At 69.5% G+C, this 17,645-nt stretch carries 26 protein-coding genes; 20 read left to right on the forward strand and 6 right to left on the reverse strand.

Translation table 11 applies throughout. The annotated features are described in order from the left end of the window. Positions 1 to 36 precede the first annotated feature (36 nt). Both ACZ3H8_RS35935 and ribD read left to right on the forward strand, forming a co-directional pair. The gene (locus ACZ3H8_RS35935) at positions 37 to 1,242 is read left to right on the forward strand and encodes a helix-turn-helix domain-containing protein (RefSeq protein ID WP_467408955.1); all 1,206 of its coding nucleotides are present in this window, start codon (positions 37 to 39) and stop codon (positions 1,240 to 1,242) included. Between the two features lie 40 nt (positions 1,243 to 1,282). Further along, positions 1,283 to 1,999 carry a bifunctional diaminohydroxyphosphoribosylaminopyrimidine deaminase/5-amino-6-(5-phosphoribosylamino)uracil reductase RibD gene (gene ribD, locus ACZ3H8_RS35940; protein ID WP_467408957.1) on the forward strand — a complete coding sequence of 239 codons (717 nt, stop codon included), beginning with the start codon at positions 1,283 to 1,285 and terminating at the stop codon, positions 1,997 to 1,999. A 459-nt stretch (positions 2,000 to 2,458) separates the two neighbouring features. On the opposite strand, the gene ACZ3H8_RS35945 is transcribed toward ribD, so the two are convergent. After that, on the reverse strand, positions 2,459 to 2,725 hold the full coding sequence (locus ACZ3H8_RS35945) for a hypothetical protein (RefSeq protein ID WP_467408959.1): 267 nt from the start codon (positions 2,723 to 2,725) through the stop codon (positions 2,459 to 2,461). Positions 2,726 to 4,072: 1,347 nt separating this feature from the next. Between ACZ3H8_RS35945 and ACZ3H8_RS35950 the strand changes: the two genes are divergently transcribed. From ACZ3H8_RS35950 to ACZ3H8_RS36020, 15 genes are all read left to right on the forward strand, one after another. Continuing rightward, on the forward strand, positions 4,073 to 4,669 hold the full coding sequence (locus ACZ3H8_RS35950) for a hypothetical protein (protein WP_467408960.1): 597 nt from the start codon (positions 4,073 to 4,075) through the stop codon (positions 4,667 to 4,669). A gap of 121 nt (positions 4,670 to 4,790) precedes the next feature. Further along, complete coding sequence (locus ACZ3H8_RS35955; protein ID WP_307665647.1) at positions 4,791 to 5,009, forward strand: hypothetical protein; 219 nt, start codon at positions 4,791 to 4,793, stop codon at positions 5,007 to 5,009. A gap of 99 nt (positions 5,010 to 5,108) precedes the next feature. Then, positions 5,109 to 5,276 (forward strand): hypothetical protein, encoded by a 168-nt coding sequence (locus ACZ3H8_RS35960; RefSeq protein WP_467408962.1) that lies wholly within the window; start codon positions 5,109 to 5,111, stop codon positions 5,274 to 5,276. Positions 5,277 to 5,463: 187 nt separating this feature from the next. Next, positions 5,464 to 5,757: a DUF6197 family protein gene (locus ACZ3H8_RS35965; RefSeq protein ID WP_467409035.1), complete on the forward strand. Its 294-nt coding sequence runs from the start codon at positions 5,464 to 5,466 to the stop codon at positions 5,755 to 5,757. Between the two features lie 37 nt (positions 5,758 to 5,794). Next, positions 5,795 to 6,334, forward strand: a complete 540-nt coding sequence (locus ACZ3H8_RS35970) for a hypothetical protein (RefSeq protein ID WP_467408965.1) — start codon at positions 5,795 to 5,797, stop codon at positions 6,332 to 6,334. A gap of 123 nt (positions 6,335 to 6,457) precedes the next feature. Further along, positions 6,458 to 7,174 carry a hypothetical protein gene (locus ACZ3H8_RS35975; RefSeq protein ID WP_467408968.1) on the forward strand — a complete coding sequence of 239 codons (717 nt, stop codon included), beginning with the start codon at positions 6,458 to 6,460 and terminating at the stop codon, positions 7,172 to 7,174. Further along, positions 7,174 to 7,446, forward strand: coding sequence for a hypothetical protein (locus tag ACZ3H8_RS35980; protein WP_467408970.1), 273 nt, complete (start codon positions 7,174 to 7,176; stop codon positions 7,444 to 7,446). Before ACZ3H8_RS35975 ends, ACZ3H8_RS35980 begins: the two co-directional genes overlap by 1 nt. A 91-nt stretch (positions 7,447 to 7,537) precedes the next feature. After that, complete coding sequence (locus ACZ3H8_RS35985) at positions 7,538 to 7,822, forward strand: hypothetical protein (protein ID WP_467408972.1); 285 nt, start codon at positions 7,538 to 7,540, stop codon at positions 7,820 to 7,822. Further along, a complete protein-coding gene (locus ACZ3H8_RS35990; protein ID WP_467408974.1) occupies positions 7,819 to 8,298 on the forward strand; it encodes a hypothetical protein in 480 nt (159 codons plus the stop codon). The genes ACZ3H8_RS35985 and ACZ3H8_RS35990 overlap by 4 nt, the downstream gene beginning before the upstream one ends. Beyond that, positions 8,295 to 8,504, forward strand: a complete 210-nt coding sequence (locus ACZ3H8_RS35995) for a hypothetical protein (protein ID WP_467408975.1) — start codon at positions 8,295 to 8,297, stop codon at positions 8,502 to 8,504. The genes ACZ3H8_RS35990 and ACZ3H8_RS35995 overlap by 4 nt, the downstream gene beginning before the upstream one ends. Further along, positions 8,501 to 8,782 carry a WhiB family transcriptional regulator gene (locus ACZ3H8_RS36000; RefSeq protein ID WP_467408978.1) on the forward strand — a complete coding sequence of 94 codons (282 nt, stop codon included), beginning with the start codon at positions 8,501 to 8,503 and terminating at the stop codon, positions 8,780 to 8,782. The genes ACZ3H8_RS35995 and ACZ3H8_RS36000 overlap by 4 nt, the downstream gene beginning before the upstream one ends. Further along, on the forward strand, positions 8,779 to 9,324 hold the full coding sequence (locus ACZ3H8_RS36005) for an Lsr2 family DNA-binding protein (protein ID WP_467408979.1): 546 nt from the start codon (positions 8,779 to 8,781) through the stop codon (positions 9,322 to 9,324). Before ACZ3H8_RS36000 ends, ACZ3H8_RS36005 begins: the two co-directional genes overlap by 4 nt. Before the next feature lie 4 nt (positions 9,325 to 9,328). After that, positions 9,329 to 9,625, forward strand: coding sequence for a hypothetical protein (locus tag ACZ3H8_RS36010; RefSeq protein WP_467408981.1), 297 nt, complete (start codon positions 9,329 to 9,331; stop codon positions 9,623 to 9,625). A 128-nt stretch (positions 9,626 to 9,753) separates the two neighbouring features. After that, positions 9,754 to 9,852, forward strand: a complete 99-nt coding sequence (locus ACZ3H8_RS36015; protein ID WP_467408983.1) for a hypothetical protein — start codon at positions 9,754 to 9,756, stop codon at positions 9,850 to 9,852. A 40-nt stretch (positions 9,853 to 9,892) separates the two neighbouring features. After that, on the forward strand, positions 9,893 to 10,129 hold the full coding sequence (locus tag ACZ3H8_RS36020; RefSeq protein WP_467409036.1) for a hypothetical protein: 237 nt from the start codon (positions 9,893 to 9,895) through the stop codon (positions 10,127 to 10,129). 244 nt (positions 10,130 to 10,373) lie between these two features. On the opposite strand, the gene ACZ3H8_RS36025 is transcribed toward ACZ3H8_RS36020, so the two are convergent. Together ACZ3H8_RS36025 and ACZ3H8_RS36030 are read right to left on the reverse strand one after the other, a co-directional pair. Beyond that, positions 10,374 to 11,006 (reverse strand): NADPH-dependent F420 reductase, encoded by a 633-nt coding sequence (locus ACZ3H8_RS36025; protein ID WP_467408985.1) that lies wholly within the window; start codon positions 11,004 to 11,006, stop codon positions 10,374 to 10,376. A 50-nt stretch (positions 11,007 to 11,056) separates the two neighbouring features. Next, a complete protein-coding gene (locus ACZ3H8_RS36030) occupies positions 11,057 to 11,869 on the reverse strand; it encodes an inositol monophosphatase family protein (protein WP_467408987.1) in 813 nt (270 codons plus the stop codon). Positions 11,870 to 11,984: 115 nt separating this feature from the next. Between ACZ3H8_RS36030 and ACZ3H8_RS36035 the strand changes: the two genes are divergently transcribed. Then, positions 11,985 to 12,962, forward strand: coding sequence for a LysR family transcriptional regulator (locus tag ACZ3H8_RS36035; RefSeq protein ID WP_467408988.1), 978 nt, complete (start codon positions 11,985 to 11,987; stop codon positions 12,960 to 12,962). Between the two features lie 104 nt (positions 12,963 to 13,066). Here the strand turns inward: ACZ3H8_RS36035 and ACZ3H8_RS36040 are convergent, their stop codons facing one another. Beyond that, entirely contained in the window at positions 13,067 to 13,909 is an 843-nt protein-coding gene (locus ACZ3H8_RS36040; protein WP_467408990.1) for an SDR family oxidoreductase, read from the reverse strand. A gap of 30 nt (positions 13,910 to 13,939) precedes the next feature. After that, on the reverse strand, positions 13,940 to 15,553 hold the full coding sequence (locus ACZ3H8_RS36045; RefSeq protein ID WP_467408992.1) for a transposase: 1,614 nt from the start codon (positions 15,551 to 15,553) through the stop codon (positions 13,940 to 13,942). Positions 15,554 to 15,561: 8 nt separating this feature from the next. Between ACZ3H8_RS36045 and ACZ3H8_RS36050 the strand changes: the two genes are divergently transcribed. After that, the gene (locus ACZ3H8_RS36050; RefSeq protein WP_467408993.1) at positions 15,562 to 15,849 is read left to right on the forward strand and encodes a hypothetical protein; all 288 of its coding nucleotides are present in this window, start codon (positions 15,562 to 15,564) and stop codon (positions 15,847 to 15,849) included. A 243-nt stretch (positions 15,850 to 16,092) separates the two neighbouring features. Here the strand turns inward: ACZ3H8_RS36050 and ACZ3H8_RS36055 are convergent, their stop codons facing one another. Further along, complete coding sequence (locus tag ACZ3H8_RS36055) at positions 16,093 to 16,323, reverse strand: hypothetical protein (RefSeq protein ID WP_467408995.1); 231 nt, start codon at positions 16,321 to 16,323, stop codon at positions 16,093 to 16,095. Between the two features lie 201 nt (positions 16,324 to 16,524). Here ACZ3H8_RS36055 and ACZ3H8_RS36060 point away from each other — a divergent pair, with 201 nt between their 5' ends. Continuing rightward, positions 16,525 to 17,622, forward strand: coding sequence for a hypothetical protein (locus ACZ3H8_RS36060; protein ID WP_467408997.1), 1,098 nt, complete (start codon positions 16,525 to 16,527; stop codon positions 17,620 to 17,622). The last annotated feature ends 23 nt before the right edge of the window (positions 17,623 to 17,645 follow it).

Here is a 17,645-nt window from a genome sequence, read left to right on the forward strand (position 1 = left end):
TTGACGCCCCTTCGCCACCGCACACCAGGACCGGACATGGCGCAGTCAGCACACCATCGCGGCACCGGCATCGCCATTGCAGCCGCTCGCCGCGAACGCGGTTGGACCCAGCAGCAGCTCGCTGACATGTGCGGGTATAGCCAGAGCACCATCAGTCGGCTGGAGCGCGGCCGCCAGTCGGCGGGCGATGTGGATGTGCTCGCGCTGGTGGCTGACCGGCTGGGGATCTCGCCCACCGATGTCGGCCTGGCGGGCGACGCCACGGACAATACGGCCGTGAATCGTCGTCACTTCCTGGGCACTGCGGCAGTCCTCGGCCTGCACGCAACCCCAAGCTCAGCCGTTGCGTCCCGCCGCCCTGTCAACCCCGCCGTTGTCGGACACCTGCGCCGTCTGCGCGGAACCCTGGTCCAGTCCGACAGCCTTTACGGTCCGCACTGCGTCATAGGAGCAGTTCAAGACCACTTAGCCGTCATCGAGCAGCAGCTTCTCCCTGCTGCCACGGGAAGGCTGCGTTTCGATGTCCTCGAAGTGGCCTCGGAGTGGGCGGAGTTCGCGGGCTGGCTCTATGAGGACCTGGGCCAGGGAGATCTCGGGTTGTGGTGGTCCGATCGGGCCATGGAATGGGCGCAGGAGGCGGATGATCCCGTGCGTCAGGCGTTCATCCTGATGCGCAAGGCTCAGCAGTCCGTTGGTCTGATGCAGCAGCAGCGAGCCGTCGGCCTGGCGGAGGCCGCGCTGCGCGTCCGCGGCGATGTGCCCGTACGCATCCGCGCGTCGGCCCACCTCCAAGCGGCGCACGGCCACGCGCTCATCGGCGAGGGCGCGGCAGCGGTCCGCGCGCTGGACACCGCCCGCGAACTCGTCGACGGAGATCACACTCCGAGCGATCAACTGGGCGGATACTGCGTCCCCTCCTACGTCGATGCCCAACGCGCCGCTTGTCACTTGCGTCTGGGTAGACCGGCCGACGCCGTGGCCACCTACCGGCAGGCCCTGGGCGACTGGCCCCCTGCCTATCAGCGTGAGCGCGGGCTGCACCTCGCCAGGTTGGCGAATGCTCACGCCGCCGACCGGACTCCGGATGCTGCCTGCCTGACCGCAATGGAAGCGCTGGAGATCACCCGTGAGACAGAGTCGCGCCGCACCAAGGCAGAACTCCGCCGGGTTGTAACCGGTCTTGCCCCTTGGCGGCGGACGGCGATGGTGCAGGACTTAGCCGAGGCGGTCGCCGAGGTGTGACTAGGCTCGCCGGTACCCACCATCTGCCTGGAGGAGAGCGATGCACATCAGCGAGCTGGTCGGCACTGACGAGTGGCACAACGTCGAGGGGCGGCCGTACGTCGTGTACAAGTACGCGGCCACGTTGGACGGACGCATCGCAGCGATGGACAGCACAAGCCAGTGGATCACCAGTGCGGAGTCCCGTGCCGAGGTGCATGCTCTGCGGGCGGCCTGTCAGGCGACCGTCGTCGGCTCTGGAACACAGCGGGCTGATAACCCGCATCTCGCCGTGCGTTCGAGGAAGGACGACCCAAACCTTCAGGTGGCCGTACCCGTCGACCAGCAGCCATGGCGCGTCATCATCGATACCAACGCCGGCACACCGTCCGGCGCCCGCGTCCTCGATGCCGCCGCTCCCACGATGATCGCCGTTGCCGAAGACGCCGACGCCTCGCACCTGGAAGGTGCCGCCACTGTTGTCCGGCTGCCGCGAGCAAAACAGGGTCTGGACATTGGCGCGTTGCTGCGCGAGCTACACCATCGCGGTGTGCGCGGCATGTTCCTGGAGGGCGGACCCACGCTAGCCGCGTCCTTTGTGTCGGCGGGGCTGGTAGACCGCATCATCGCTTACATCGCGCCTGCGCTCCTCGGCCGCGGCAAGAGCGCTCTCCAGGGCGGCACGATCGAGACGATGGATGACATCCTCCGGTACGAACTGCTGGACGTGGCCCGGTCCGGCCCGGATGTGCGGCTGATTACCCGCCCGCGAAATTGAGACCCGACCTGGACATACCACGGAGCCCCCTCCCGCGCACGCAGCGCGAGAGGGGGCCTTGTGTCCGTCAGCGAAGAGAGCGAGTAGCCCAGCGCCCGCGTCGGCCAATCTCCTCCGCGAGCGGAGGTGAGCCGGACGCGTACGCCCCGATCTGGACCGCGACGCTGTCTTCTCCGCGCAAGCGGAGGTGAACCGTCCTCGGCGTGACGCGCGACTACATCCTCAAGCGTCCTCTCCGCGCGAGCGGAGGTGAGCCCGCATTGGCACGGCCCGGCGGCTGCGGATCAGGGCATCACGGTCAACAAGCACGGCCCGTACAAGAGCGTGAAGCGCGAACCGAAGGACCCCGCTGCTTCCATCACCCGGCTCTAGCCCATACCTGAACCGCTCCTGTTGGCCACTGGCCACGGCGGGCACGCCCAGGAGCAGCGAGCAGGTGCCGCTTCGGCTTTAGGGCGGTCATTTCGGCCTCCAGGCGGAGGCCGACCACTCGTACGGGTCGAAAGTGTCCGGCAGCTTCCCGCACGGGGCGTAGATGCTGACGGCGAGGGTGCCGGTGGGCTCGTACCAGTCCATGTCCAGCATGTGGCCGGAGTCCGGGTGCTCGAACCGGAAACCCATATCGGCGATGTTCTCGCTGGTGAGCTTCCATCCCTCCTGTTCCAGCCGCCGACGCGGTCCTGTCCGGCGCGGGCAGTGCCCCTCGGGACGTCCGTCACCCGCCATTTGAGGCCGAAACGGCGCACGTCACGGCGGGCTTCGTCGATGTGGGCGATGGACCCTCAGCCCGCAGTAGTGCAGGCGCCGTCTCCACGGAAGAGCTCACATCGGGCCGACGGGCAGGCCCACTTCGTCGTAGACGCGGCAGGTAGTTGTCGGTCGTCCAAGAATTGTCGGCGGGGGCGAGCACGGCCTTGATCGCCGCCTTGAGCGCGGCGGCCCGACGCTCGGGCGAACTGCCCCTTCATCTAGCTCGCGCAGGATCCCGCGCACACCCTTCGAATCGTTTGGCAGAAACTCCCCGTCGCCTGCCCACTGTGCGCCACCGACACCGGCTTGACCCTCGCCTGTGACCCGGCCGCCGACGACACCGTCCAGGCCCTCTGCCAAGTACACCGCCACGTACGCCAAACGCAGGGCCAAGGCCCGGATCAAGCGGGCGGTGCGCTCACCGGTCCGCAAGGCGAAGAGGAAGGCACTGAGCATTGCCCTTTACGCCGGTCGCGGCCGTGATCCGGGTGGCGTGGGTTCTTCAGTCCGGCGGCGTGCCCGAGGCGGCTGCGAAAGGCATGGGGCGGCGCGCGAAGGCCGGGCCGGGGATCCCCTCGTACGCCAAGTACCGCCAGGTGTACACGGGATCCCGGCGCCGAAGCGCGGCCCGCGCTGCCTGGTGTGCGAGGACTCGGGCCGCATTACCGCACCGGGCGTCAGCATCCGCTGGACCGAATGCGCTGGACCCGCCGCGGCCGCGTCGGCCGCAGCCGAACGGAGGCCGAACGTGCCCGCAGCGGCACGGCCTGCGCGCCGCACCAGACCCGGGCCGCGGGGCCAGTGCCAACCCAGGACGGTAGGTGACTGACCCTCACCTGCAACACAAAGAATCCGCACTCCATTTATGTATACTCTTAAAATGCATAATTCAATTCCGCATTATGGAATGTTGCAGGAGCACGCCCCACCTGCACCCATTGAGACACTAGAGGAGCAGCAGTGACACAGGTCATGACAAACCAGCAGAACGACACCACGACCACCTGGCCCGAAGGCGTCACCGCCCAATACACCAACCTCGCTGGCGCCACCATCAACATTCACCGCGACGGGACCCGCGTGCAACGGATGCCCCGCCGCGGAACAGACGTACCGCCTCCAGATCCCCGGCGAGGACACCGGCTACGAGCCGCACCGCGCCCTCACCTCCGCGCAGACGTGGGCCCAGGGACACGCCGAAGGCTGCCGCGCCCTTCCCCGCCCGGCCTGAGCCGCCCCGGGGTGGCCGCCAGGTCGCCAACTCAGCCGGCCGCCCCGGGCCTTCCAACCCTGCACCGCCCACCACACGTTGAGGAGCACCACGTGGCCCAGATCCTCGCCCCGGCCGAGCAGCACCTTCCCGGCATCGGCACCAGGCGCTCGGCCGCGCTCCGGCGCACCACCGTCCGCGTCCTGACCGCCTCGTGCAGTTCAGCGACTACCCCTTCAGCGCGGCCGGCCCTGGCCATGCCCATCCTGTGGGCCTTCCACACAGGCCCCGGATGGCTCACCAGCGCCAACGAGTGGACCCTCCTGGCGTACGGAGTCCTCCTGTACGGCGCCAACCACATCGTCTACAACATCACCGAGACATCCAACGACCTGATTGACCCGGACCGCTGGGACGGCGACGTGGCATACGAGATGGCCAAGGACCTCGCCCAACTGCGCGCCGACATCGACCTAGGCGCCGACATCGACGACGTCCTGGACAGTCTCCGATCCAGCGGTCTGATCCCCGAACTCGCCGCCACCACCAGCGCCCTCACCGACCGAAACGCCGCACGCGGCGACCAGGAAGAGAGCTGGAAGCTGCGCACGGCCGAGCAATACCTCCGCACCGCCGACCAGACCATCGGCTACCACAATGCGCTGAACGCACTGGAGGCCGGCGGCACCTGCCGTCCCCACCCGCAGTAGCTACGCCCCGGGGGCGGCGCCAGGTCGCCAAACTCAGCCACCGCCCCCGGGCCTCCCAACCCGCTCCAACCGGAGCAGGGGGCCCGGAACCATCGTCCCTCATCCCCGCGAGGAGCCCGACATGACCCCCCGACCCGACGCCGAGACCGTCGACAAGCTCAAGGCCGCCGTACTCGCCGCGAAGAAGGAGCGCGACGAGACCGTAGCCGCGGCCGAGAAGAAGCTCTGGCAGACCATCGGCAAGCTCGGCAACGCCTACCACGGCGCCAAGACCGACATCGCCGAGGCACTCGGCCTCACCCGCGACGCCGTCTTGAAGCAGGTCAAGAAGCACAGCTAGACCTCCACCACCCCCGGGCCGGCCGCCAGGTCGCCAACCACTCAGCCGGTCGCCCCGGGGCTTCCAACTCGCCCACATCGCAGACAGGTAGGCCCTGCCATGCCCGCATCCGCGACCATGACCGCCCCGCGGACCTTCCGGTCCGAAGCGGCCCTCGCCGCCGCGGTCGACGCAGCCTTCGCCGAAGAACTGGCCGCCGCCCTCGCCGATCCGGCCCCTGACCGGCCGTCGATCGTCCTGCCGGACACCGAGACCCTCATCCGCTAGGCCGCCATCGCCACCGGTCCCTGCCCGCCCGACCCCCGAGAGCCCTCGGGCGGCGACCAACTCCTCACGAAGGCCTCGGCCTTCACCCTCCCGGCCGCCTGGGCTCATCCGCCTCTGGCACTTCGCCGCCACCCCCAGCACACCCACCAGTCCCGAGCCCGCCCCTCAGCCGGCGCCCCGCACCGGCCTGGCCGTCACCCCCGCTGACTTCCTTGAGGCCACGTCCGACCACATCAAGACCCGCGGCTGGACGCAGCACGTCATGGAGTCCCAGCGCGGCGTGTGCATCCGCGGCGCCCAGCTCTCCCTCATCCGCTGCGGCACCGGCACCCGCACCACCGCCACCGCGGCCAACAGCCACCTGCTCGCCGTCATTGGCGCTCGCTCGGTGCCCCGCTGGAACGACCGGCTCACCCGCACCGAAGCCCAGGTCCATGACGCGCTCCTGACCGCCGCCGCCCGCGCCCGCACCGCCCGCTGACCCTCACCGCCGACACCGTCCAGAAAGGACGCCTGCCATGGTCACCATCACCGAAGAGCGCGTCGCATACCGCCAGCGCGCCCTGGCCAAGCACGCCCGCACCGTCGCGGCCGACGCCGAGCGGCTGGTCCGCTCCCGCTTCGGCCACCTGCCCCCGGTCAAGGTCGTGCTGACCGGCGACTCCAACCACCTGGCGAAGGTCGCCTCGCAGGCCGAGCTCGACCTGGTCCCCGGAGTGCCGGCCCTCACCAAGGTGCTCGGCATGCGCAAGGCCCGCCGCAACGCCCGCGACGTGTACGGCGTGACCGTGCTGAGCGAGCCCGGCGTCCTGGTCGTCGTCAACCTCGCCAAGGCGGCCACCAAGAAGGACGTCAACGAGGTCCTCGTCCACGAGCTCACGCACGGCCACCAGCTCGGCGACCGGGCCTCCCGTGAACAGCAGCTCGCATACATGCGGCACGAGTTCGGCGTCGCCAAGCTGCGCCGCCGCGAGGTCAGGGAGATCGAAGCCCTCATCGAGCGCCGCGAGGACCAAGCGCGCCAGGCCGAATCCCTGGCCTCCCGCCTCCCCGCCTGACCACCGGAAGGGCCACTGCTGATCTGCCCACCCGGCCGTGACGTCCGGTCCGCTGCCACCGGCCCGGACGACGCGGGGGACCGGACAGCCCGGCACCCACCCCGACGAGAGACGGAGTCTTCCGTGACCTCTTCCACCACCACCACGACGACCAACGCGGCTGCCGCGCCGGCGGAGCCCGACTGGCTCGCCGACATCCGCGACCGCGCCCAGAGCGCCACCGGCGACCCGTTCCACGTCACCGACTGCGAGGGCGACCTGTCCGTCTGGCGCCAGTCCGCCCTCACCCACGTCGTCCGCAACGACAACGGCGAGATCACCGGCTGGTCCACCCCGCCCAGCTACAAGGTCACCGACCACGTGATCGAGATCGGCCTGGACACCTGGGACCCGGGCGAGGACCCGCTGGAGGACCAGCGCCGCTCCGACATTCGCGGCCTGGTGACCGCCCGCGACCGGGACGTGCCGCGCCTGCTCGCCCACATCGACCAGCTCCAGCAGCGCCTGGAGCGCGCCGAGGCGGCGCTGCCCGGCATCACGCACCTGGTCCCCGGTGAGCCGGTGAAGGTCACCGTCTACCGCGCCGAGCACAGCGAGGACATGGAGCCCCTCGGCCTCTACACCAACCGCGGCGCCGCCCGCGCCCACGGCGAGGCCATGGCCGCGCACGACAACAAGCAGCCCGGCCTCACTCTCTGCTGGATCCCCGACGACGGCGACCCCTTCGCGGTTGAGGAGCTGTCGGTGTTCGGGCCCGGTGAGGACGACGAGGACGCCACCGGCTACGTCGTCGTACCCGTCACCGTCACCTCCGCGTACGAGCCGGAGGCCGAAGAGTGATGCGGTACCTCACCGTGTGGGAGATCGACGTTCCCATGAAGCACCGCGAAGACGCCGCTCGCCAGGGCGTGCACGTTTTCACCGGCCTCGCCGAGAACGGCAGCGACGCCATCGCCGCCGCCGTGCGCGCCTGCGAGATCGCGCAGCTGCACGCCATCTCCGGCCAGCCGATCCCTGCCGGCACCAGCCGCGTCGACTGGTCCGCCCGCGGGCTGCGGCCCGACTGGGAGCTCCAGTGGGACCGCGCCGAGAAGAAGCAGATCGTCCTTTGACTACACCCCGGGGCGGCCGCACAAGGCCTGAGAAACCGCCGGCCGTCCCGGGCCCCTCACCCCGCAGCAGCGGAGAAGGAGAAACCCCATCATGCACGCCCTGACCGTCCGGCCGAAGCGCCAGCAGCGCACCGCCGCCGCCATCATGCGCGCCATCGACCGCCGCAGCCCCCGCCTGCACACCACCTCTGAGTCCGTCTGCGAGCGCGAGGAGTGCTTCGTCGCGTGGGTCGGCGAAGAGGCCGACTGCTGGAACTGCGGCATGCCCGCCACCCTCCGCAGCAACCGGCGCGGCTCCGCTCTCCAGCGGCTCCTGGCCGCTGTCGACTCCGGCGCCGTCCGCTCCCGCAACCACCGCAAGGCGGCCCTGGCATGAGCACCCTGAAGTTCCTCAACCACCTCATCGGCGCCCAGGCGCTCGGCGACCACCTCACCGCCGCCGTCCAGGACCTCGTCGCCCGCGAACAGCTCGACCGCGCCGAGGCCTACCGGCGGATCACTGACGCGGCCGACGCCGGCGACCCTGCCGTCATCGCCGCCACCCGCCAGACCTGGGTCCGCCGCGACGACGTCGACCCCGACGAGGCCCCCGTCCGGCGCCTTTACGTCCTGGAGCGCACCGAAAGCGGCATCGTCGTCGCCTACCTCAACCCGGACCCCCACACTCCCCAGGAAAACCGCCTCAAGCTCGAGCACCAGAGGCTCGACTACCACTTCACCGGCGCCGAGGCCGAGTTCGGCACCGACCTCCTGGACCTGTACGAGCTCGAGGCGTGGGAGCCGTTCGAGTTCCTGCTGCCCACCGTCGGCGCCCTCCGCAACGTCCGGCCGCACGGGGAGCGGAAGCCATGACCACCGCCCCGCCCCGCCCGGCCGTCACCGCCTGCCGCCAGTGCGCCGGCCGCCCGGCCACTGTGCTGGAGACCGTCTCCGCCAGCAGGCACGACAACACCCTCATCGCCGACCAGCGCGCCGACGAGCTCGGCGGCGACGCCCACACCCACGCCGCCCGCAACGGCGACATGCACGTAGTCCTCCCGAGCGGAGCGACGTCATGAGCGCCCGCCTCGCCGCGTTCCCACGGTTCACCGGCGCCGAGCCCTGCCAGGCCCCGGACACCGACCCGGAGTGGTGGACCAGCAGCGACTCCAACGACCGGGCCGCCGCCCAACTGGCCTGCCGTCGCTGCCCCATCGCCACTTTCGAGGCTTGCCTGGCCTGGGCCATCGACCACCCGACCGACGCCGGCGACGCCATCTGGGCCGCCACCACCCGCACCCGGCGCTCCACACTGCGCCGCGAATTCACCACCACCGCCCCGAAGGAGTGGAAGTGAACGACGCCGACCGCGCCACCATCGTTGACCGCCTCAAGCGCGGCTGCAGCGCCGCCAGCATCCACGCCGAACTGCCCGACGTGTCCGTAGGCGAGATCGCCGCCATCGCCGAGACCGAGGGACTGACCCGGGCCCACACCAAGGCCGAAGCCTCCCCGATCCCGGACATCGACCCGCAGCTGGCGCGCGCCCTGGCCGCCCTGGCCTGGGGCGAGAACAGCCACACCGCGCGAGTCAGGACACTGGCCAAGCGCACCCGCGACGGACTGACCGAACTCATTGAACTGCAGGCCAACGCCGGACGGATCGCCGCCGCCGAGGCCGAGGTCGCTGCCCTGCAGAAGAAGTTGGCCACAGCCCGGACGAAGCTGCACCGGGCCAAGAACGGCAAGCCTCAGATGCCGATGGCCGAGATTCGAGCCTGGGCCAAGGGCCAGGGCATGAAGGTCGGCGATGGCGGGGTCCTGCCGAAGAACGTCATCGACGCGTGGAAGCGGCGGAACACCACGGCCACCGTTCCCGCCCAGCGGCAGGCCGGGTAGTCCGATGGCCGCCTTACCTGCTGGTGCGAAAGGCGGCCAGCCGCTCGCCGGTACGGGACGGGTCACCCTGTCCCGCACCGGCGGCGGCGCCGGCTTCGGCGCGTGCGCGCTGCTCTACACCACCCGACCGGTGCCCGGCGGGGGAGTGGAGGCGATCATCGCCGCCGCCCGCCCCGAGGACACCGACCCGGCCTGGGGACTCCAACAACCCCGGCCGTACGGGCCGCAGGCCAGCGAGAAGCGGCCGCTGATGCGGTGGGCCGCGCCTATACCCGCGACCAGCACCTGCGCAGCCACCTGAGGCAGCCCGCCACCGCCAGCCTCTGAGAAAGGACCTCACACTCATGAAGCTCAGCCTCGAACTCGCCCCCTTCGCCTGCCGCCGTCGCGGACGCGGCCCGCGCCCTGCCGGGACGGCCGCCCGTTCCCGTGCTGGCCGGCCTCAAGCTGGAGGCCGCCAACAGGAAGCTGACCGTCGCCGCGTTCAACTACGAGGTGTCCGCTCGCTCAGGACACCCTCGCCGCTGACGTCGCCGACGCCGGCAGCCTGCTCGTCTCGGGACGCCTGCTGTCCGACATCACCCGCACCCTCAAGGGCAAGAACACCATCGACCTCGAGCTGGACGGCACCCGGCTGGTCCTCACCTGCGGCGCCATCCGGTACACGCTGCGTACCCTGCCGCTGGAGGAGTACCCGAGTCTGCCCAAGACCGCAGACGCCTCCGGTACGGTCGCCGGCAGCGAACTCGCCGCCGTCGCCCAGGTCCCGTTGCCGCCGGCCGGGATGACACCCTGCCGGTCCTGACCGGCATCCAGATCGAGATCGCCGACGGCCGGCCAGCTCTCCCTCGCAGCCACTGACCGCTACCGCTTCGCAGTACGCCGCATCGACTGTCGACGACTTCGGGAGTCGCCTCGCGTGTTGTAGGCATGATCAATGTCGATGAGTTCAGGCGTCACTTGCAGCCCAGCGGGCGTTGTCCCTGCCAGCACCCAGCCGCCTCGCACGAGCCGCTACCTGGTTTTGGTCTGAAGCCGGTCTTGGTGGGTCAGCGGGCGAGGGAGACGGCGAAGGGCTTGAAGCCGTGTCGGCGCAGGATGTGGGGCACGACCAGGATCATGGCCTCGGTGGCGCGGGCCGTGGTGATGTCGCCGAGGTCCTCGATCCGTTCGGGCTGCCAGCCCAGGTCGCCGAGCAGGCCGGTGACGGTCCTCTTCGCGTGTTCGTCGTCGCCCGAGAGATAGGCGGTCGGTGGGGTGGCCAGGGTTTCGGGAGCGGTCATGACCATGAAAAGCATGGTGTTGAGGGTCTTGACCACATGGCTGTCGGGGAGCGCGGCCTGGAGCTTCTCGGCGAGGCTGCTGCCGGGATAGCACAGGTCGCCGGGCAGGCCGTCACCGTCGTCGCGGGTGGCGTTGGAGACGTCGATGAGGATCTTGCCGGCGAGTTCGGTGCGCAGGTCGGTGAGGCGGTCGAGGGAGCTGTCGCCGGGCGTCGCGTTGATCACGATGTCCGCGGTGCGGGCAGTGGTGCGCTGGTCGGCGAAGGCGATCCGCGGGGCGAGCCCGGCGGTGTCTTCGGGGCTCCGGCCACCGAGGGTGACATGGTGTCCGGCTGCGGAGAGCTTGTCGGCGAGGTTGGTGCCGACTCGGCCGGTGCCCAGGATGCCGATGCTGGTCATGAGGTGATGCTCCTTGCGGTATCGGGGTGGGGAAGAGCGGAGACTTCCGGTCAGGCGGTCGGCGAGAGGACTTTGAGGGCAGCCGTGTGGATGCCGGGGGCGGCGGCCAGGAAGTCGCGGCTGCCGGTGTTCCAGGGTTCGCCCGTCAGGTCGGTGACGGTGCCTCCGGCCTCGGAGACCAGCAGGGCGCCGGCGACCAGGCCGGAGCGGACGTCGGAGAACTGCCAGAACGCGTCCATGCGTCCGGCGGCGACGTGGATGAGCTGCATCGTGGCGGGAACGGACACACGCACGACCAGGCCGTTGATGAGCATGGCTGTGACGGAGTCACCGATCCGCCGGAAGGTGCGCTCCTCCTCGCCGGGCTTGGCCTGGCCGGTGCCGATGAGCGCGGCGCCCAGGTCGGTCTTGGCGGACACCTTCAGGGGCCGGTCGTTGAGGCGGGCACCGCCGCCGGCGACTGCGGTGTAGGTGTCGCCGGTCAGCGGCAGGTGGACGACGGTGAGTACCGGCTGGTTGTCGCGGACCAGGGTGGCGGTGACGGCCCAGTCCTCCATGCCGTGGACGTGGTTGATGTTGCCCTCGGCGGGGTCGACGACCCACCACTCCCCGGGCGGGAGCGCGCCGCCGGCCAGCTCGTCCTCGGCCCACTGCGACCCTCGCCGGGCCCGCAGCAGCGGTTCCCGCAGCACGTCCAGCACCGCGTCGTCGTTGGCGTGGATCTCGCCCACGACCTCGTCCAGACTCACGCCCCGGGCGTGCGAGGTGTGGCGGTCGCGCAGCGTGACGCCGGCGGTCTTCACCGCACCTGTCACGTCGGACAGGAGCGTCGTACCGGCGGCGAAAGGCATGGCTGTGCTCATGGTGGGCTCCCTGGGATCGGTCGAAGCGGGGCGGTTGTCTCGCCCCCGCACTTCGAAGGTAGGCCGCTTGGTCATTAACAACAAGTGCATGCTTGTCACTTGTAGAGTTACTGTCATGCAACTGGATCTGAACCTGCTCACAGCCCTGGATGCCCTGCTGGAAGAGGGCAGCGTCGCCGGCGCGGCAGCACGCCTCCACGTCACCGCACCGGCGATGAGCCGCTCCCTGGGCCGCATCCGCAAGGCCACCGGTGACCAGATCCTGGTCCGCACCGGCCGCAGCATGGTCCCCACCACCCGCGCGCTGGCCATGCGCGCCGAGGTCCACGCCCTCGTGCAGCAGGCCCACCAACTACTGTCCGCGCAGCAGGAACTCGACCTGGCAGCTCTGGACCGGGTGTTCACCGTGCGCTGGCACGACACCCTGACCGCCGCCTGCGGCACCGCCTTGACCACGGCCGTCCACCATCAGGCCCCCGGCGTCCGGCTGCGCCTGTCCGCCGAACCCGGGACGGACGACGCCGAGCTGCGCCGGGGTGAGGTCGACCTCGAATCAAGCTCCAGCGCTCCGACGCTCCCCGACATCCGCCACCGCCTCGTCGGCAAGGACCGGCTGGTCGTCGCCGCCCGCCCAGGCCACCCGCTCACCGCAGGCCCGCTGAGCCTTGAGCGTTACGCAGCCGCCGAACACCTCACCGTTTCGCGGCGCGGACGCCTGCGCGATCCGATCGATGACGCCCTGACCAAACGCGGCCTCGAACGACGCGTCGTCGCCGCCGGGCCCACCGCCGCCTTCGCACTGCAACTCGCCCTCGACACCGACCTGGTCGTCACCCTCCCCGACGCGGTCACCCGCACGGCCCGGGAACAACTCGGCCTGGCCACAATGCCGCCGCCAGTCCCGCTGCCCGACGTCCCCCTGTACCTGCTGTGGCACCAGCGCTACGACAACGACCGCGCCCACACCTGGCTGCGAGACCTGGCCACCAAAACCGTCCAGACACTATTCACACCACCGACCGCCTCTCAACAGCCCCTCACCAACCGGACCGGAAGTGACGGATACGCCCGAGGAAAGGCCTGCGGCAGCTGACTCCCGTTCTCGCGAACATCACCTATTCGTGCGACTGTGCGACTCCCAATCTCACGTCGAAACGACGTCATAAGTCGGATCAGGCACAGATTCCGTGAGGACGATCACCGGGTCGTATCTGCGCCCTCGCCTGACAAGAATTCGTGAGCCCCGCGCACCCTGGTGCGGAGCCTGTGCTGGGTTCCGCTGCTGTCCAGACGCACGTCCAGCGGCCCAGGGACGCCTGTGTCTGCCCGTCGCCCGGCAGGCAGAGTGGACGGGGCGAGGCCATCGCGGCGAGCGATCAGGAGGCCGAGCTCGTGACGGCTGACCGCGTCCCGCCCTGCGACGTGACGGATTCCGGCGTGATCGGAGGATGCGAGTTCCAGAATCGCTGCGGCGAGGTCCGACACATGCACAGGGCAACGGACATCGTCGGTGAACAGGGCTCCGTAACGGCGCCCATCGGACAGCTCATGAACAAACTTCTCGTGCTTGGAATCGCCATCGCCGATGATCAGCGATGTTCGGGCGATGACGGCTGCGGGGGCCAGCAGGCGGATCGCGGTCTCGGCAGCGGCTTTTGCGGCGCCATAAGGAGTGATCGGATCCGGCGTAGCGGCTTCGTCGTAGTGGACCTGGGCGCCGGAGAAGACCGCGTCGCTGGACACGTGCACCAGCCGTGCTCCCCGGTCGGCTGCGGCCATCGCTACCCGGATGGCGCCCTCCGCTGTTGTCGCCCAATCGGCCTTCCGGGAAGCCGCGTTGATCACAACATGTGGATGCACTTCGTGGAGCACCGAGACGATCTCCTCGCGATTGCGGAGGTCAAGAGGCAGCCACTTGACCCCGGAGAAGCGACCGGGGTTCCTCACGAAGGTCCCGGCAACGGCGTGCCCGGAAGCTGTCGCCTGTCGTACCAGTTCCCCGCCGAGGAAACCGCTGGCCCCAATGATGAGCAAGGTCATGGCCCGACACACTATGCCGAGAAGGACCGTCTAGCAGGGGGACGGCGGCCGGTGGAGGGCGGTGAGGAGGACTCGCTTGCGAAGCAGTGGGAGCTTCGCGCGCCCGAACATCTGACGCTTGATCATTTTGATGTGGTTGACGCGGCCTTCGACGGGCCCGGAGTTCCAGCGGGTGGTCAGGCCCTGGACGACGGCGTCCCAGTCTTTCTCCAGACCGTTAGCGAAGGTGTGCAGTTCCGGGAGGTCTGCGGCGTGGGCGGTGATGATCCAGTCTTTGAGGTGCTGCCCGGAGCGGGTGGTGAGGATCTCGGCGAAGGACCGGATGAGCTGGTAGGCGGCGGTGAGTTCCGGGCAGCGGGCGAGGATGCTGGTGAGCTGTGCTCGTTCGTCGTCCCGGAAGCGGTCGGGATGACGCATGAGCCAGCCGGTGACCTGACGGACGCCTGGCGGCGCCGGCCCGACGACGCGTATGCGTCGTCGTCGCCGGGGCCGGAGGTAATCGCTGATGGTCTGGTAACTGCCCTGATAGCCAAGTGCCTTGAGTTCGGCGTGCAGGGGGATGGCGTTCGTGCAGCCCTGGGCCCAGCGTTTGTCCAGGTGGGGCTTGAAGGGATCGAGCTGGCTAGGTCGGCGCTGGTGTCGCCCGTTGAGCATCTGTTCGGGCGTTTCTGCGCGGGCGGCCCGGCGGACGGTGTTGCCGCCCATGTGGAGTTCGCGGGCGATTTCCCGGATGCCATGGCCCTGGTCAAGCAGCGTGTGGACGGCTGCATGCCGTTCACGAAAGCGGGCTTCGATCGGTGAAATCTCCTTCGGCGGGCTCGTCATGTCGGCGAAGGGCCTGTTAACGACGCCGTCCGTATCGGTATCCGCGGGTTGGAGGCAGGCATTGTGACGGCGGACGCAGCGTTCCACTGCGGTGCCGAGGTTCTGCAAGAGGTGGAAGGGGTCGGCGACCTGGACCGGTGGGGTGCCCCGGTGCGAGCACCGTCGGCGTAGGAGCCAGCCCGGTCCCGGCAGATGACCTCGGCTCCGGGATGGGTCCGCAGCCAGGAGGCCAGAGTCTCGGCATCCCGGCCGGGCAGCAGGTCGAGAGGCTGACCAGTCTCGCAGGATGAGCACGGTGCCGTAGGGCTGGCCGCGGCGGGTGGCGAAGTCGTCCACTCCCAGGACTTTGGGCACCGTCCAGTCGGGATCGGGCAGGTCCACCACCAGCCGCAGCAGCGTCGTGCGGCTGACGAGACCGTGCAGGACCACCACGAAGCGGGCCCCGGAACGAACGTCGAGAGCGACAGCCACGGCCTCAAGTACCCGACGGAAGAGAGGTGTTCGTCTGCCGTATCGCACCGTCAACCCGTCGACCTGCTCGACGAACGTACGGCGTGGACAAGCAGCGTTCTCGCAGTACAGCCGGCGTACGGTCAGCTCGATCAGCACCGCCTGATCGCCCACCGGGCTGTCCGCGAGGTGCCTCTCGTAGGTGCTGTGCACCCTCACCGACGACGCCGCGCAGTCTGGACACGTCACGCTGCGGTCCCGGGTTCTGGCCTCAACGCGAACCGCCCCGTCCGCAAGGAACACCCGCTTCACCAGCACGGAGTTGAGGTACGGGAACAGGACGCCTACGAGTTCATCACACCGCACCACGGTCCCAGATGACGCTACGTCACCGCGCGGAAAGCCCGGTGATCGTCCTCACGGAATTTGTGCCTGATCCCATAAGTCGCGTACACAGCCAGTCAGGCACTGGTGCCCGCGAAGGCCCCGACTGCACCGGCTGCCACGGCACCGGCAGGAAGTACGACGCCGAGCACCGCGAATACCAGGTGTGCGGCTACTACACCCCCGACCCCGCGTACGAGCCCGCTCCCCGGCTGGCCGCCTCCGACGACCCCTGGAGCAGCCGCCCGCAGGGCGGGTACGACGACGAACCGCCTTTCTAGGCGACCGCTCGCACCGAGGCACCGCTGCCGGGCCGGCCATCGCGCCGGCCCGGCCCCCGACCCGGATAGAGCAATGGCCCTTCTGCCCCGCACCGTGTACGTGGTCAGCTGCGACGGCTGCGGCGTCATCTACTACGCCGCCGGCCCCGAAGACGAAGACGAAGACGAAGACGACTACGAGCTCACCCTGTCCAGCAGTGAACTCGACCTGACGTCAGCGAGGCCGTTCAGGACCTGGGGCAGTCAGCGCCGCATGCGCCAGGTGCCGTACAGCCCGGCGACGGCTGCGGTGATCACGGAGAAGCCCGCGTTTCCGACGGCGCGGTACACCCCGGCGCACACCGCCAGCAGGGCGACCAGGACCAACACGTCCAGTACTTGGTGCCGCGTCAGCTCGGGCGGCAGTACTGGATCCGGGGGCGCGGCGGGCAGTTCGGGATCGGGTGTCTGGGAAGTTGTGTCGATGTCAGCCATGCCTCCAGCAGAGCGCCGAACACCTCTGGGCACCTAGTGATCCGTACGGCTCCGCATGGACCCGGACGCCGCAGGTCACCGGCCTATACGAAGCGGCCAACGCTGAACGGCCCAGAGCGTTCAGGAACGTTCGACCCAATCCGCGGACGTTCAGACACCGGACCCTCTAGCGTGGCATTTCGCAACAGGGAGTGTGATCCGGTGACATACAGCAATCCTCAGGTGGAGCCGGACGACGCTGCCGCCATTGCCGCGTACGAGGAAGCGCTGCGCGAGTTCACCATTGAGCTGAACCGACTCCACATCGCGTATGGCGCGCCGTCCTACGCAACGATGGCCAGGGCATCGAAGCTGACCAAGGCCGGCATCAACGAGGTGCTCTCCGGCAGGCGACTTCTCTCCCTGGAGACGCTGCTGGAGTTCGTCCGGGTGGTCAGCACCCCGCAGCCTCCTCTGCCGGAGACCCCGGCCGCCTCCCGGGCCCGCCAGGAGCTCGCGGACCAATGGCGCAGCCGGTGGCAGCACGTGAAGTTCCTGCAGCGGCAGGCCCACGCCCCGTGGAAGCGCTTGTGCGCCACTGTGCAGGACACGCTGGATCAGGCACTGCGGGAAGCCGTGGACGTCCGCGCAACCGCCCACGAGGAAGCCGCCCGCATACGCGCCGGCGCGGAAGCAGAGGCCAAGGGCTTGCGCACCAAGGCCGAGCACGATGCCGATGAGCTGCTGCTGCTGCAGCGGGCGCAGGCCAAGGCCGAGCAGCTGCACTTGCAGGCACTGCGGGACGCCGAGGAGCTACGCGCCCCCGCGCGCGTTGTCACTGGCAGGGCGTCGTCGCGGTGGGGGGCCGGTCTGTCTTCTGCCCGCCAGGTGGTCGCTGTGGTGGCGGTGGCGGGGGTGGGGCTGGCCCTCACGCTGGCTGCGTTTTCCCTCACCGGGGAGCTTTCCAGCTCCTGCCAGGCCACCCGCGCCCACACCGCCGTGCCGGTCATCCCTGGGACCGGTCTCCCGGCCGACGAGACCACGGAACACGCGGCAGTCGCCCACGAACCGCAGGTGATCTTCCCCTCCAACTTCGTCTTGCCCTCGCAGACCTCGTCGACACCCTTGGGGGATCCCTACGGGACCTCGTCGACCTCGGCCACGCCCTCCGAGGATCCCTCCCCAACTGCCAGTAGTTCCCCAACGCCTAGCGCCTCGCCGACGCCCACTGCCTCCGGAGCCCACGACTCCGGCTGGTGCATGCGGCCTTACCAGTCCGTCCGCGAGCCGAACGCGTCGCCTACTCCATCAGCCTCGTGAGTTTCCTGGCCGATCTTGCGGGA

This window comes from Streptomyces sp. NPDC002868 (genome assembly GCF_055563295.1).

Coding starts and splice junctions, on each gene's coding strand:
- ACZ3H8_RS35945 (WP_467408959.1), bottom strand. CDS start 2,725: ATGGCGGGTGACGGACGTCCCGAGGGGCACTGCCCGCGCCGGACAGGA.
- ACZ3H8_RS35935 (WP_467408955.1), top strand. CDS start 37: ATGGCGCAGTCAGCACACCATCGCGGCACCGGCATCGCCATTGCAGCC.
- ACZ3H8_RS35960 (WP_467408962.1), top strand. CDS start 5,109: ATGCCCGCATCCGCGACCATGACCGCCCCGCGGACCTTCCGGTCCGAA.
- ribD (WP_467408957.1), top strand. CDS start 1,283: ATGCACATCAGCGAGCTGGTCGGCACTGACGAGTGGCACAACGTCGAG.
- ACZ3H8_RS35980 (WP_467408970.1), top strand. CDS start 7,174: ATGCGGTACCTCACCGTGTGGGAGATCGACGTTCCCATGAAGCACCGC.
- ACZ3H8_RS35990 (WP_467408974.1), top strand. CDS start 7,819: ATGAGCACCCTGAAGTTCCTCAACCACCTCATCGGCGCCCAGGCGCTC.
- ACZ3H8_RS35955 (WP_307665647.1), top strand. CDS start 4,791: ATGACCCCCCGACCCGACGCCGAGACCGTCGACAAGCTCAAGGCCGCC.
- ACZ3H8_RS35970 (WP_467408965.1), top strand. CDS start 5,795: ATGGTCACCATCACCGAAGAGCGCGTCGCATACCGCCAGCGCGCCCTG.
- ACZ3H8_RS36055 (WP_467408995.1), bottom strand. CDS start 16,323: ATGGCTGACATCGACACAACTTCCCAGACACCCGATCCCGAACTGCCC.
- ACZ3H8_RS36035 (WP_467408988.1), top strand. CDS start 11,985: ATGCAACTGGATCTGAACCTGCTCACAGCCCTGGATGCCCTGCTGGAA.
- ACZ3H8_RS36040 (WP_467408990.1), bottom strand. CDS start 13,909: ATGACCTTGCTCATCATTGGGGCCAGCGGTTTCCTCGGCGGGGAACTG.
- ACZ3H8_RS36010 (WP_467408981.1), top strand. CDS start 9,329: ATGGCCGCCTTACCTGCTGGTGCGAAAGGCGGCCAGCCGCTCGCCGGT.
- ACZ3H8_RS35995 (WP_467408975.1), top strand. CDS start 8,295: ATGACCACCGCCCCGCCCCGCCCGGCCGTCACCGCCTGCCGCCAGTGC.
- ACZ3H8_RS36000 (WP_467408978.1), top strand. CDS start 8,501: ATGAGCGCCCGCCTCGCCGCGTTCCCACGGTTCACCGGCGCCGAGCCC.
- ACZ3H8_RS36050 (WP_467408993.1), top strand. CDS start 15,562: ATGACGCTACGTCACCGCGCGGAAAGCCCGGTGATCGTCCTCACGGAA.
- ACZ3H8_RS36025 (WP_467408985.1), bottom strand. CDS start 11,006: ATGACCAGCATCGGCATCCTGGGCACCGGCCGAGTCGGCACCAACCTC.
- ACZ3H8_RS36030 (WP_467408987.1), bottom strand. CDS start 11,869: ATGAGCACAGCCATGCCTTTCGCCGCCGGTACGACGCTCCTGTCCGAC.
- ACZ3H8_RS35985 (WP_467408972.1), top strand. CDS start 7,538: ATGCACGCCCTGACCGTCCGGCCGAAGCGCCAGCAGCGCACCGCCGCC.